At 58.0% G+C, this 12,923-nt stretch carries 13 protein-coding genes; 7 read left to right on the forward strand and 6 right to left on the reverse strand.

Annotated elements, in window-relative coordinates:
* Nucleotides 1–33: 33 nt before the first annotated feature.
* From ACTWLJ_RS09205 to fba, 3 genes are all read left to right on the forward strand, one after another.
* A complete protein-coding gene (locus tag ACTWLJ_RS09205) occupies nt 34–255 on the forward strand; it encodes a hypothetical protein (protein ID WP_401213747.1) in 222 nt (73 codons plus the stop codon).
* Between the two features lie 57 nt (nt 256–312).
* Nucleotides 313–645 (forward strand): MliC family protein, encoded by a 333-nt coding sequence (locus tag ACTWLJ_RS09210; protein WP_445180619.1) that lies wholly within the window; start codon nt 313–315, stop codon nt 643–645.
* A 165-nt stretch (nt 646–810) separates the two neighbouring features.
* A complete protein-coding gene (gene fba / locus ACTWLJ_RS09215; RefSeq protein ID WP_445180620.1) occupies nt 811–1,875 on the forward strand; it encodes a class II fructose-bisphosphate aldolase in 1,065 nt (354 codons plus the stop codon).
* An 80-nt stretch (nt 1,876–1,955) separates the two neighbouring features.
* Here the strand turns inward: fba and ACTWLJ_RS09220 are convergent, their stop codons facing one another.
* The 3 genes from ACTWLJ_RS09220 to ACTWLJ_RS09230 form a co-directional block, all read right to left on the reverse strand.
* Nucleotides 1,956–3,155 carry a type II toxin-antitoxin system HipA family toxin gene (locus tag ACTWLJ_RS09220; protein ID WP_445180621.1) on the reverse strand — a complete coding sequence of 400 codons (1,200 nt, stop codon included), beginning with the start codon at nt 3,153–3,155 and terminating at the stop codon, nt 1,956–1,958.
* Nucleotides 3,152–3,403, reverse strand: coding sequence for a helix-turn-helix domain-containing protein (locus tag ACTWLJ_RS09225; protein ID WP_445180622.1), 252 nt, complete (start codon nt 3,401–3,403; stop codon nt 3,152–3,154). The genes ACTWLJ_RS09220 and ACTWLJ_RS09225 overlap by 4 nt, the downstream gene beginning before the upstream one ends.
* Before the next feature lie 261 nt (nt 3,404–3,664).
* On the reverse strand, nt 3,665–4,333 hold the full coding sequence (locus ACTWLJ_RS09230; RefSeq protein ID WP_401216304.1) for a polysaccharide lyase family 7 protein: 669 nt from the start codon (nt 4,331–4,333) through the stop codon (nt 3,665–3,667).
* A gap of 335 nt (nt 4,334–4,668) precedes the next feature.
* Between ACTWLJ_RS09230 and ACTWLJ_RS09235 the strand changes: the two genes are divergently transcribed.
* The 3 genes from ACTWLJ_RS09235 to ACTWLJ_RS09245 are packed head-to-tail and all read left to right on the forward strand — an operon-like array spanning nt 4,669 to nt 7,649.
* Entirely contained in the window at nt 4,669–6,789 is a 2,121-nt protein-coding gene (locus ACTWLJ_RS09235) for a putative bifunctional diguanylate cyclase/phosphodiesterase (RefSeq protein WP_445180623.1), read from the forward strand.
* Between the two features lie 42 nt (nt 6,790–6,831).
* The gene (locus ACTWLJ_RS09240) at nt 6,832–7,323 is read left to right on the forward strand and encodes a M48 metallopeptidase family protein (RefSeq protein WP_401216302.1); all 492 of its coding nucleotides are present in this window, start codon (nt 6,832–6,834) and stop codon (nt 7,321–7,323) included.
* Nucleotides 7,324–7,352: 29 nt separating this feature from the next.
* Nucleotides 7,353–7,649 carry a winged helix-turn-helix domain-containing protein gene (locus ACTWLJ_RS09245; RefSeq protein ID WP_445180624.1) on the forward strand — a complete coding sequence of 99 codons (297 nt, stop codon included), beginning with the start codon at nt 7,353–7,355 and terminating at the stop codon, nt 7,647–7,649.
* 97 nt (nt 7,650–7,746) lie between these two features.
* Here ACTWLJ_RS09245 and ACTWLJ_RS09250 read toward each other — a convergent pair whose 3' ends face one another.
* A complete protein-coding gene (locus ACTWLJ_RS09250) occupies nt 7,747–8,199 on the reverse strand; it encodes a GNAT family N-acetyltransferase (RefSeq protein WP_445180625.1) in 453 nt (150 codons plus the stop codon).
* Between the two features lie 256 nt (nt 8,200–8,455).
* Here ACTWLJ_RS09250 and ACTWLJ_RS09255 point away from each other — a divergent pair, with 256 nt between their 5' ends.
* Nucleotides 8,456–9,193 (forward strand): substrate-binding periplasmic protein, encoded by a 738-nt coding sequence (locus tag ACTWLJ_RS09255; RefSeq protein WP_445180626.1) that lies wholly within the window; start codon nt 8,456–8,458, stop codon nt 9,191–9,193.
* 118 nt (nt 9,194–9,311) lie between these two features.
* Here ACTWLJ_RS09255 and yccS read toward each other — a convergent pair whose 3' ends face one another.
* The gene (yccS, locus tag ACTWLJ_RS09260) at nt 9,312–11,504 is read right to left on the reverse strand and encodes a YccS family putative transporter (protein WP_445180627.1); all 2,193 of its coding nucleotides are present in this window, start codon (nt 11,502–11,504) and stop codon (nt 9,312–9,314) included.
* 228 nt (nt 11,505–11,732) lie between these two features.
* On the reverse strand, nt 11,733–12,911 hold the full coding sequence (locus tag ACTWLJ_RS09265) for an NAD(P)/FAD-dependent oxidoreductase (RefSeq protein ID WP_445180628.1): 1,179 nt from the start codon (nt 12,909–12,911) through the stop codon (nt 11,733–11,735).
* Nucleotides 12,912–12,923 lie beyond the last annotated feature (12 nt).

The following is a 12,923-nucleotide window of genomic DNA, read 5'->3' on the forward strand; positions in this document are numbered from 1 at the left end:
GCCGCCCGTTTGGCCAGGCAAAGGAGTGTTCATATGGTCAAGTCGTTAGCACTGTTGTTGCTGACCGGTACGCTGGCGGCCTGCGGGAGTAACCCGAAGGCCGAGCCGACACCGGCCCCCGGCGCCGCGCAGAAAAACTGCTACCAGTCTGACTGGCAGGCGGAAACCAACCCGGTACTGAACAAGCGTTCAGGCCCGGATGGCCTGGACAAGTACGAGACGCAAACTCCGGCCAAGGAACATGGTTGTCCTTGACGGGTCTGACTCTTTAACTCAGGGCTGGCGGCGTGTGTCGTCAGTCGAGGAACACGGATGAAAGGCTTGATCGCCATTGCGGCGCTGGCATTGTTGGGCGGTTGCGCGCAGATGAACCTGTTTCAGTCGTCCGCACCTGTGGATAACTGGACCACCTGGACCTGTGACAGCCAGGCCAAAGTGCTGTGGCGTTATACCGACGCTGCCCGCAAGGAAGTCGATGTCCGCCTCGGCGGCGGCGATCAGGTCTATCGCCTGAAAGAACAGCCGGGCGCGTCGGGCGTGCTGTACAGCGACGACATGCTGGCGTTTCACGTCAAGGGTGAGGAAGGCCTGGTGTACTGGGTCGCCACCAATGACCTGATCGGCCGTGGTTGCAAGGCTGAGTAATAGACACACCACAGATCCATTCTAGGGGACTGTGCAGGTTTCAGAATTTGCTTTATCGAATCACCAGACCGGGCTTCGACCCCCGATCTGCAATCACTTGAATAGCCGCCGCCGCTCCGGCAGGCTGGCACGATTAACGACCCTCAACCGGGAGAGACACACACAATGGCACTTATCAGCATGCGCCAGATGCTGGACCACGCAGCCGAGTTCGGCTACGGCGTTCCAGCCTTCAACGTCAACAACCTTGAGCAGATGCGCGCCATCATGGAAGCCGCTGACAAGACTGACTCCCCGGTGATCGTCCAGGCTTCGGCCGGCGCCCGTAAATACGCTGGCGCGCCATTCCTGCGTCACCTGATCCTGGCGGCGATCGAAGAATTCCCGCACATCCCGGTGTGCATGCACCAGGACCACGGCACCAGCCCTGACGTCTGCCAGCGTTCGATCCAGCTGGGCTTCAGCTCGGTAATGATGGACGGCTCCCTCGGCGAAGACGGCAAGACCCCGACCGACTACGACTACAACGTCCGCGTTACCCAACAAACCGTAGCCATGGCTCACGCCTGCGGCGTTTCGGTTGAAGGCGAGCTGGGCTGCCTGGGTTCACTGGAAACCGGCATGGCCGGTGAAGAAGACGGTATCGGCGCCGAAGGCGTTCTGGATCACAGCCAGATGCTGACCGACCCGGAAGAAGCCGCTGACTTCGTAAAATGCACTCAAGTTGATGCCCTTGCCATCGCCATCGGCACCAGCCACGGCGCTTACAAGTTCACCAAGCCACCTACCGGCGACGTGCTGGCGATCGACCGCATCAAGGAAATCCACAAACGCATCCCGAACACCCACTTGGTGATGCACGGTTCGTCCTCGGTGCCACAAGAGTGGCTGGCGATCATCAACCAGTACGGCGGCGACATCAAAGAAACCTACGGCGTACCGGTTGAAGAAATCGTCGAAGGCATCAAGCACGGCGTGCGCAAGGTCAACATCGACACCGACCTGCGTCTGGCATCCACCGGCGCCATGCGTCGCCTGATGGCTACCAACCCGAGCGAATTCGACCCACGTAAATTCTTCGGCGCGACCGTAACGGCGATGCGCGACGTATGTATCGCTCGTTATGAAGCGTTCGGCACTGCCGGCAATGCTTCGAAGATCAAACCGATCTCGCTGGAAGCGATGTATCAGCGTTACCTGAAAGGTGAGTTGAACGCCAAGGTCAACTAAGACTGAGCGTTAAACTGCGTTGATGAAAAACCCGCCGAGAGGCGGGTTTTTTGTGGCCGATGATTTTTTGCCTGATTAATCTATCCAAAGGTCCGGGAAAACGGTGCTGCTGATTGCTCAATAGCAGTAATCACGTGAGCTGCTTGCTCTCGATATTGGGGGGAGCGTTTCAGTACTGCTTCTACAGCGTAGAGCAAGTTCTGAATGCGTTCCCTTGGTTGCTCGATCTCACAGGTGTGCGCGAACTCCAGGAGTCCTTGCCGTGAGGCAAACATTGACTTGTTTCCGACCAGATCCAGCGCTAGAGCATCTTCCGGGATATAGGCGGTGGTGTTGACGATGTCGTAAGCCGGAGAGAGGTGCGCATCACGTTTTGTGGGGTCGGAATAGAGTAAGCCGAAGTTTTTCAAATGAGCGTCGCCATTCCCGACAATGCAACTCAGGGCGACGCTGTCGAAGAGCTGGGAAAGAGAGTTGCGCATATTTTTTGCCGGGCAAAACAAACGAATCGCCTTGGCGATTGCTGCATAACTCTTGCTGTACTTCTGGCTGGCCGATAACCCCATCAACACCGCCATATCTTCAAATCCGATTGGGTTGAGCTCATCGTCGCGGTCAAAACGTCGCATGACAAACAACTTGGCATTATCTGAAAGGTAAAAAGGCGGAACAGAAATGCCCGCCTCTTTGGCAATGGACATGCAAAGGAATTCGTTGATCGCCAGGCCGGGAAATTCGTCGCTGCCGCTTTTGATGATCAGATCCGAAGTCTTCGATGCTACTCGTGGCTGGGCGGATTCTTGTCGCTCAGGCACCAACACCTTGGGTTGAACACCTGAAATGCCTGCTCGCAGGATGTAGCGGTCAAGCATGTCAGCGAAGATATCTTCGGTGCCATCCCAAGTCAGAATCTCTTCGAGGTTTTCGCCTGGAAATTGTTGCTCCTCCAGCAGCGCGTCAACTGTTTCAGATCGAACCTGAACCCGGCCAATGGGCGAGGTGCTGCCGGTCAGTGCCAGCAACAACATCGGGTCGACATTCACAGTCTTGGCCAAGCGATTGCGCAGCTGTTCCAGCACATAGCCTTCTGGCAGGTTCATCTGAAAAACAGGATGAAGCTCGCGCCGACGAAACTCATCATGTCTGACAGGCATCGACAAGCTGATGGCCACCTCGGGTAACGCATCTGCGTGATAACGGAACGTGTAATCCTCGCTATCGCCGAAAAGCCTGCCACTAGCCCCTTCAGGCGTACTGACTTTGAGCGAGGTCATTTTCATTCGAACAAGTCCCCAAGCTCTTCAAGTGTCGGCATTGCTGCTGGAACGACTGCGAGTTCACAATCCAGAGCACCCAGAACTCGCGCATAGGCGATCATCCCGACAGAAAGGATGCCTTTTTCTACTGCGATGACTTTGTACCGCGTCAGTCCCGCGAGGTTGGCAAGCTGCGCTTGTGTCAGGCCACGATTTATACGTTTTTCACGTAATTGGGTGCCGAGACGGCTAATTACTAAAGAATGATCCATGTTCTGCTACCGCAACATTTATGGTTAAAGGTAGCGTATACGCAACATTCCATCCACTGCGAATTATGGGCAGCAGCCATTGGGTGGTTAAAGGTTCCCTATCGTGGTCATCAGAGGCGGCTAGCGATCATCGTTATCTGAAAGGTGAGTTGAACGCCAAGGTCAACTAAGACTGAGCGTTAAGCCGCTTTGATGAAAAACCCGCCGAGAGGCGGGTTTTTTATTGGGCAGGAAATCAGGTGCAGGGCGTGGGAGTTTTGGTTATTTATCGTGATCAATATCCAGTTTGGTAAACGTCACCTGCCCACCCTCACTGGTGTACCCAGTGTTGTCCTGCACATAAACCCCGGCCTTGAAATACAGCGGCTTCACCCGCCATGTTGCGCTGATTTGTGAATCCCATTGATAACCCGCCGCGCTCACGCCGAGTGCGCCGCCGGGGCTGAGGTGGATGAGGTAGTTGAATTCGTTGTCGAGTTTGATCCCGGTGGCGAGGGTGATGACGCGGCTTTCTTCGTCATCGGGGTGCATGCGTACTTTGATCACCAGGTTGCCGGTCTGGGTTTTGTCCTTGTACTGGTATTCGAGTTTGACCAGTGGGCGTTGGCTTTCATAAGCGTGGATCTGGCCGATGACGATCTTGCCGGAGCTTGGCACTTTGTTGATCGCGAGGGTGGCGCGCAGCAGGTTGTCGGCATCCGGGTAGTACCAGTTGCGCAAGGTACCGTTGCTGTAGGTTTCGCGCAGTTCGGTGCGGGGGTAGATCGCGTTTTCGGTTTTTGACCCGGTAACCGGTGACCAGAAAAACAGTGTTCCGGTGTCGGAATGGAAGTACTGATCTTTGAAGCCATCCACCAGTTTCGAGGTTTCAACGGTGTACGGCGGACTGCCGACGGGAACGCTGAGGTTCCAGGTTGCGAGATCGATCATGTCGGTTCTTCCACTCTGTTCATCCTGAACGCGGGTGCCAGAAGCTCTAGCCCGCGCCTTTTGGGGGCGGCCTTTATAAGCGTAGAGGCTTATTTTGTTAACGCCCGTTTGGCGGATGATTGGCGCCAACATCCTGTCGAATTGCCATCTTCGCCGGTTTCCGGGGGCTGCAGGCGTGACCGTTAGTCGGCTAAACGCGGCTTTGCCCCGGTGATGGCCGGGTGACAGCTTCTGCTTTTACAGATCCCGGACTAGAGTGAAGGCTCAGTATATGTGCGGTTTTTACCGAAAGCCGGCCTTGCCCGGATAAGAGATGTTTCGACAAGAGAAGTAGCATGGACGCGCAACCCCAGCCAGGTGAAGGCCACTCAGTCCTTTTGATCGTCGATGATTACCCTGAAAATCTGATCAGCATGCGCGCGTTGCTGCAGCGTCAGGATTGGTTGGTCATGACCGCTGCCTCAGGCTTCGAGGCGCTGAACCTGTTGCTCGAACATGACGTTGATCTGGTACTGCTGGACGTGCAGATGCCGGGCATGGACGGTTTTGAAGTTGCACGATTGATGCGCGGCAGTCAGCGCACACGTCTTACACCGATTATTTTTCTGACCGCCAACGAAAAATCCCAGGACGCGGTGATCAAGGGCTACGCCAACGGCGCGGTGGATTACCTGTTCAAACCCTTCGACCCGCAAATCCTCAAACCCAAAGTCCAGGCCTTGCTGGAACACCAGCGCAATCGCCGTGCCTTGCAACAGCTGACGCATGATCTTGAAGTGGCGCGCGCCTTCAACGCCTCGGTGCTGGATAACGCCGCCGAGGGCATTCTGGTGCTCGGCGAGGACGGGCTGATTCGGTTTGCCAATCCGGCGATTTCACGGCTGCTCAATGCGCCGGTGAAGGAGCTAGAGGGCAAGGAGTTTCTCGATTATCTGCAGAAACCGCACATTCCGTTGTGGGCCGATTCGGAGTTGTATACCGGTTATAAGCGTGGTGAAACCCTGCGCTTGCATGATGCGCTGTTGCGCACGGCGCCGGGTCAGCAGGTGCCGGTGGCGTTGTCCTGCGCGCCGTTGCCGCCCGAGCAACACGCGATGGTGGTGACGGTGCTGGACATGTCGGTGGTGCGCCATCTGCATCAGCAGCTTGAGTTTCAAGCGGTCACTGATCCGCTGACCGGGTTGCTCAACCGTCGCGGTTTCTATCAGACCGTGGAAAACCTGCTGCTGCGCGGGGAGCGCAGCGACAGCAGTTGGGTGCTGCTTTATCTCGATCTCGATGGCTTCAAACGGGTCAATGATTCCCTTGGCCACGATGCCGGCGACCGCGTGCTGCGCTGGGTCTCGGAGCAATTGAAGGCATGCCTGCGGCCGTTCGACATTCTGGCGCGGATGGGCGGTGACGAATTTACCGCGCTGCTCGATCTGGAGTTTCCTGAACAGGCAGCGAAGATTGCCGAGAAGCTCATTGAGCGGGTGTCGATCTGTCAGCAGATTGAAGGTCTGGATATCGCCCTCGGCGCCAGTATCGGCATTGCCACGTATCCGGATTGCGGTTCAAACCTCGACGGCTTGCTGCGCGCGTCCGACATTGCCATGTACGAGGCTAAGCGCGCCGGGCGTCAGCAGTATCGTTTTTATGATCATGAAATGAATGGCCGCGCGCGGTCACGGCTGATGCTCGAAGAGAGTGTGCGCAACGCCATCGAGAATCGCGATTTCAATCTGGTGTATCAGCCGCAGGTGGCCATCGACAGCGGGCAGATTCGCGGTTTTGAAGCGCTATTGCGCTGGCAGCACCCGAGTGTCGGCGATGTGCCTCCGGGATTGTTTCTGCCGTTGCTGGAAGAGGCGCGGCTGATCAGTCGGCTCGGCAGCTGGATTTATCATCGCGGCGCCGGGCAGCGCAAAGCCTGGGAAACCTTGTTTGCCGAAGATCTGGTACTCGGCGTGAGTCTGAGCAACACCCAGTTTGGAATGCCGAACCTGGTCACCGAATTGCGTCAGGTACTTGAGCGCCATGCGTTGCAGCCTCGGCAACTGGAGGTGGAAATCACCGAAGAGGCGCTGATGCACAACCCCGATGAAACCCGCAAACAGCTGCGGTTGTTGCGCAATCTCGGGGTGCGGGTGGCGCTGGATGACTTCGGTTCAGGGCCGTGCTCGCTGGCGCATCTGCGCGATCTGGAACTCGATACGCTCAAGCTTGACCGGCACTTGATTGCGCGGCTGCCGGACTCGACCCGCGACGCCGCACTGGTCAGCAACGTGATCAATCTGTGCAAGCAATACGGGTTGTTGGTGATTGCCGAAGGTGTGGAAACCATCGAACAGTATCAATGGCTACAGGCCAACGGTTGCGAGTATGTGCAAGGTTTCCTGGTGGCGCGTCCGTTGATCGCCGAGGATGTCGCAAGCTTTGCCGAACCCTTTGACTGGAGCGCGTTGCCCGGTTGAATTCGTTACACTGGCGCTCTTTTAGATGTGTGTCGCCCGCTCATGACTGCGTTGAAATACCTCCAGGCCTATCCCGCACAATTGCAGGATCAAGTGCGCCAACTGATCGCCGAAGGGCGTCTCGGTGATTACCTGAACCAACGTTACCCGGGGCGGCACGATGTGCAGAGCGACAAGGCGCTGTACACCTTCGCGCTGGATCTGAAGCAGGAATACCTGCGCAACGCGCCGGCCATCGACAAGGTTCTGTTCGATAACCGCCTCGACCTGACCCACCGCGCCCTCGGCCTGCACACCACGGTTTCGCGGGTACAGGGCGGCAAGCTCAAGGCCAAGAAAGAGATTCGTATCGCCTCGTTGTTCAAGGAGGCTGCGCCGGACTTCCTGAAAATGATCGTGGTGCATGAGCTGGCGCACTTCAAGGAATCGGACCACAACAAGGCGTTCTACAAATTGTGTGAGCACATGCTGCCGGGGTATCACCAGATCGAGTTCGATCTGCGGGTGTACCTGACTTGGCGGGATATGCAGTAACAGATCTTCAATAAGCGCGGAGCGCATGCATGGACGTCAGCAAGACCAAAAGCAGCTTCTATCGTCGCCTGTACGTGGCGTACCTGATCGACAGCGGGCTGGCCAGCAGTGTGCCGGCGCTGACGGAAGTCACGGGCATGCCACGCCGGACGGCGCAGGACACGATTGCCGCGCTGGCGGATCTGGATATCGTCTGTGAATTCGAGCAGGAGGATGGCGCACGCAATCATGCGGGGCGTTATCGGGTACGTGACTGGGGAGCGATTGATCGGGGCTGGATCGAGCGTAATTTGCGGCAGATCAAAGCGGTGTTGGAGTATCCCTGAGTCCTGGGTTGTTTGAGCTGACGCCATCGCTGGCAAGCCAGCTCCCACAGGGGAGTGCGTTTCAACTGTGGGAGCGGGCTTGCCCGCGAAGGGGCCATTAAGGCCGGCGCATGCCTATGTGCGGAATGTCATCCTCCAGATATTCCTCACCCGCCACCACAAACCCGTACTTGCCGTAATACCCCTGCAAATGCGCTTGCGCCGACAGATACACCGGCACCTGCGGCCAGTGCTTCTCGGCCTGTTTCAGCGCCTGTTCCATCATCTCGTGTCCCAAACCTTTGCCCCGGCCCTGCGCTGAAGTCAGCACACGGCCAATCACCACGTCGCCGCCCTGGGATTCCGGGTCCAGCAGGCGCAGGTAGGCGACCAGCTGATCATCTTCCCAGCCCATCAAGTGATAGGTGTCACCGTCCAGATCCTGACCGTCGAGGTCCAGGTAGGCGCACTTTTGCTCGACCACGAACACTTCTGCGCGCAACTTGAGAAGGGTGTAGAGCTGTTCTATGCCCAGGTCACTGTGATGTTTGCAGATCCACTCGATTGTCATCTTCCGATTCCTTGAACGTCGTCGCCCGATACTAAGCGCCCAGGCCAAAGATGTCTGTATGGCGTAAGAGTCTGTGACAAAGGTCAAAATGCCATCATTCCTTTCTCGCGACGCTGGCTTCTTTGTGTAATCTGCTGGGAAGCGCTGTGCACTGGCTTCAATGAGCTAATGTTAGGGCCTGGGTTTCGCCGGTAAGGGGCCTTGGGGTTTTGACTGAAAACACGTCGGGCAGTCTGCCCGCTAAGGATTTTCAAGCATGCCACGATTGCATCGAGCCATTGCTCTGATCGGACTGCTCTTGCTTGCGCAAACCGCCGCAGCGGAAAAGCTGCGGCTGGTGTTCGATATCTGGCCGCCGTTTACCGACGACACGCTGGTCAACGGTGGGTTGGCCACCGACATTGTCAGCACCGCGCTGGCCCGGGCCGGTTATCCCAGCGACTACGAACAGGTGCCTTGGGCGCGAGCGCTGCTGGGCGTTGGCGAAGGGCGCTACGACGTGCTGGTCAACGCCTGGTACAACGACGAGCGGACCAAACTCGGGCAGTTTTCCGATGAATATCTGCTCAACCGCATCCGCTTTATCAAGCGCAAAGACACGCCCGTCGAATACAGCAACTTGCAGCAATTGCACACTTATCCGATAGCGGTGGTGCGCGGTTATGCCTATTCGGCAACGTTCGATGCCGACACCGCGCTGCAGAAAGTCCCGGTGCATAACTTCGCCATGGCCGTGCGCATGCTGGCGGCGGATCGGGTCAAGTTGACGCTGGAAGATGAATACGTCGCGCGGTATTACCTGGCTCGCGAATCACCGAAAGTGCGTAACGCCGTGGAGTTTTTGCCCAAGCCGCTGAGCGAGAACAGCCTGCATATATTGGTCAGCCTGAAGAATCCAGAGCATGAGCAGATTGTCGCGGGGTTTGATAAGGCGATTGCGGCGATGAAGGCGGATGGGAGTTATGACAAGTTGCTGAGGCAACATGGGATGTGAGGGCTGATCCTGAGTTTGCTCTATGACTGATGGCCTCATCGCCAGCAGGCTGGCTCCCACATTTGGAATTTGCAATACATCCCACTGTGGGAGCCAGCCTGCTGGCGATGGCGTCCTGTCAGGCGCCACCATCTTCGCTGGTATCCTTGATCAAATGCGCCGCCAACGTGCGCAACGGTCCCAACTGCCGGCAGATCAAAGCCAATTGCGTCTGCACCAGCCGCTGCCCTTCATCAATCTCGTCGGGCATCTGTTCCAGCTCATTGGCCAGTGCTTCTTCTTCATCGCTCTGAATCGCAATCGGCTGCTTGCTCGCCAGACCCTGGGCGATCTCGTCGATGCTCGCCGCCAGTTTCACCCCAGCGCCGTCGATCAACTGTTCACGCACGTCTTCCGGCAACTGGGTTTCCCGGTGCGCGCCAAGCCCTGACAAGTAACTGAGCAACGTGTGCGAGAGCACCAGAAAGCGGAAGCCGACATCCGCTTCTTTGCGGAAATGCCCCGGCTCCATCAGCATGTTCGCCAGCGTCGTCGACAGCGCGGCATCGGCGTTGTGTGCATTGCGCCGGGCTAGGCGATAGGCGAGGTCGTCGCTCTTGCCGGCGGCGTATTGCTGCATGATCTGCCGCAGATAAATGCTATTGCAGGTCAGGGTGTTGGCCAGCACTTTGTTCAAGCGTCGGCCCTGCCAGTCGGGCAGGAACAGGATCACCGTCAGACCCGCGATCAAGCTGCCGAGCAAGGTATCGAACAGCCTCGGCACAAACAGACCGTAACCGTCACCGACCTGATTGAAGCAGAACAACACCATGATGGTGATAGCCGCCGTCGCCAGGGTGTAGCGCGTGGTGCGGTTGATAAAGAACACCACGCCGGCGGCGATGGCAAAGCATGATTGCACCAGCGGACTCGGGAACAGATCGAACAGCGCCCAGGCCACGGTCAGGCCGATGGCCGTGCCGAGAATCCGCTGGCCGAGTTTGCGTCGGGTCGCGCCGTAGTTCGGCTGGCAGACGAACAGCGTGGTCAGAATGATCCAGTAACCCTGCGACGGGTGAATCAGGTGCACCATGCCGTAACCGATGCTCAAGGCCAGCGGCAGGCGCAGGGCATGGCGGAACAGCAGCGACGTCGGCGTCAGTTGCGTGCGCAGGCGAATCCACACGTCTTTCAGACTGCGCGGCGAACGGTCGAGCAGGCTGCTGTCGGTGGCATCGGCCAGCGCATCGGGATTGCTCGCGTCACTGAGCAAACGGTCGAGCGTGCCGAGGTTGGCCGCCAGTGCGCGCAGTGAGCGCAGCAATCCGCGCCACGCCGGGTTGCTCTGGATGCGCAGGTGTTCGAGGGAGGCGTGCAGATCGCTCAGGGCTTCGGCAAACGTCGCGTCATAGACGAACGGCTGGCGCATCTGGATCGATTCAGCGAGTGCGCGGCAGGCCTTGCCTTGCTGGCGCAGCAGGCGTTGGCAGCGGAACAACACGTCGCTGTGGAAGAACGCATCGGCCAGCGCGTTGTACGGATAGTGCGAAGAGCTGGCGCGTTCGTGAATGTCCTGCGCGAGGAAATACAGCTTCAGGTAGCGGCTGACTTTCGATCCCGGGCGACCGTTGCCGACCCGGTGCAGAATGATTTCCTTGGCGCTGTTCAACGCGGCCACGACACGGCCGTTTTGCTGCGCCAGTTCCAGACGTCGCGCCTCGACATCCATCTGCCGGATCGGCTCGAACAGCGAGGATTTCAGCTTGAGGTAAAACCCCAGCTCGCGGAACAATCGCGCCAGACTCTGCTGCACCGGCTGATTGGAAAACATCGCCTGCCACAACACCGAGAGCAAGCCGTACCAAGCGGCACCGGCCACCAGCAGCATCGGTTCGTGCCAGAAATCAGTGACCGCGCCGCCACGCTGATCGACGCCGATCATCGTGTACACGGACAGAATCAACGTCGCCGAGGCAATCGCGCCATAACGCTCGCCGAGCGCGCCGAGCATGGTCAGGCCGAAGCTCGCCAGCGCGAGTGCAATTGCAAAAACGATGGGATAGGGGAACAGCAATTCCACCGACAGCGCGGCGACGCTGAAACACACCAGCGTTACCGCCAGCGCATTCAGGCGGCCTTGCCAACTGTCGTCGGTCTCGGCCAGGGCGCTGGCGATAATCCCCAGGAACAACGGGATCAACAGGCCCATTTCATCCTGATACCAACACAGCGCCATGCTGCCGGTCAGGGCGATGAACACCCGTACGCTGTAGCTGAATTTATCCAGCGCCCACAGGCGCCGCAAAGACTGACGAAACGAGGTCGAGGACATGAAGTGCGAAGGCCTTCCGAGGCGATGCCGCTAAATTGAGCCAGTAATGACGCCGACGCAATGGCGCCGATCACATCTGACAGCAAAAAGTGTTCCTTACTGCTGCACGCATTACAAATGTAGGAGTGAGCCTGCTCGCGATCGCGGTGGGTCAGTCTCAAATTGTTGACTGACAGATTGCAATCGCGAGCAGGCTCACTCCCACAGGGATTTGTATTTTGCTTTGGATCAGGCGTATTGCGCGGCGGCGTAGCCCGAGGCCCAGGCCCACTGGAAGTTGAAGCCACCCAGATGCCCGGTGACGTCGAGCACTTCGCCGATGAAATACAGACCTGGGCTTTTTAGCGACTCCATGGTCTTCGACGAGACTTCGCGAGTATCGACGCCACCCAGTGTCACCTCAGCGGTGCGATAGCCTTCAGTGCCGGCCGGCACCACTTTCCAGCAGCCAAGCTTGTCGGCGATTTCCGCCAGTTCAGCGTGGGTGTACTGCTTCATCGGTTTCGAGACGAACCAGTTGTCCGCCAGCAAGTTGGCCATTTTCTTGGTGAAGATTTCACCGAGCAAAGTCTTCAACTCGCTGTTCGGGCGTTCGGCGAGTTGCTGTTGCAACCAGTCCGCCGCGTCGTGATCCGGCAGCAGATTGATCTCGACCGTGTCGCCCGATTCCCAGAACGACGAGATCTGCAAGATCGCCGGGCCGCTGAGGCCACGGTGAGTGAACAGGATGTTCTCGCGAAAGCTCTGGTCGTTGCAGCTCACCAGGCAATCCACCGAAGTGCCCGACAGCTCGGTGCACAAATCCTTGAGCTGATCGGTGATGGTAAACGGCACCAGACCGGCGCGGGTCGGCAGCAGTTCGTGGCCAAACTGTTTGGCCACCTGATAGCCGAAACCGGTCGCGCCCAGCGTCGGGATCGACAGACCGCCAGTGGCGATCACCAGCGACTGGCACTGGATCTGGCCGAGGGTGGTGTCGAGCAGGTAACCGCTTTCGACCTTTTCGATGGTCTGGATCGAGGTGTCCAGATGCAGGCTGACGCCGACCTGATCGCACTCGTCGAGGAGCATGCCAAGGATGTCGCTGGACTTGTTATCGCAGAACAATTGGCCGAGTTTTTTCTCGTGGTACGGCACGCCGTGCTTGCCGACCATGCCGATGAAATCCCACTGGGTGTAACGCGCCAGTGCGGATTTGCAGAAATGCGCGTTCTGCGACAGGAAATTGTTGGGTTCGGTGTACATGTTGGTGAAATTGCAGCGGCCACCGCCCGACATCAGGATTTTCTTGCCGGCCTTGTTGGCATGGTCGAGCAGCATCACCTGACGCCCGCGCCCGGCGGCGGTCAGTGCGCACATCAAGCCTGCGGCGCCAGCGCCAATGATCACGACTTCGGTAGAGCGCAAAACGGTGTCCTC

Source organism: Pseudomonas sp. McL0111, assembly GCF_052567255.1.

Coding starts and splice junctions, on each gene's coding strand:
- ACTWLJ_RS09205 (WP_401213747.1), top strand. CDS start 34: ATGGTCAAGTCGTTAGCACTGTTGTTGCTGACCGGTACGCTGGCGGCC.
- ACTWLJ_RS09210 (WP_445180619.1), top strand. CDS start 313: ATGAAAGGCTTGATCGCCATTGCGGCGCTGGCATTGTTGGGCGGTTGC.
- fba (WP_445180620.1), top strand. CDS start 811: ATGGCACTTATCAGCATGCGCCAGATGCTGGACCACGCAGCCGAGTTC.
- ACTWLJ_RS09220 (WP_445180621.1), bottom strand. CDS start 3,155: ATGAAAATGACCTCGCTCAAAGTCAGTACGCCTGAAGGGGCTAGTGGC.
- ACTWLJ_RS09225 (WP_445180622.1), bottom strand. CDS start 3,403: ATGGATCATTCTTTAGTAATTAGCCGTCTCGGCACCCAATTACGTGAA.
- ACTWLJ_RS09230 (WP_401216304.1), bottom strand. CDS start 4,333: ATGATCGATCTCGCAACCTGGAACCTCAGCGTTCCCGTCGGCAGTCCG.
- ACTWLJ_RS09235 (WP_445180623.1), top strand. CDS start 4,669: ATGGACGCGCAACCCCAGCCAGGTGAAGGCCACTCAGTCCTTTTGATC.
- ACTWLJ_RS09240 (WP_401216302.1), top strand. CDS start 6,832: ATGACTGCGTTGAAATACCTCCAGGCCTATCCCGCACAATTGCAGGAT.
- ACTWLJ_RS09245 (WP_445180624.1), top strand. CDS start 7,353: ATGGACGTCAGCAAGACCAAAAGCAGCTTCTATCGTCGCCTGTACGTG.
- ACTWLJ_RS09250 (WP_445180625.1), bottom strand. CDS start 8,199: ATGACAATCGAGTGGATCTGCAAACATCACAGTGACCTGGGCATAGAA.
- ACTWLJ_RS09255 (WP_445180626.1), top strand. CDS start 8,456: ATGCCACGATTGCATCGAGCCATTGCTCTGATCGGACTGCTCTTGCTT.
- yccS (WP_445180627.1), bottom strand. CDS start 11,504: ATGTCCTCGACCTCGTTTCGTCAGTCTTTGCGGCGCCTGTGGGCGCTG.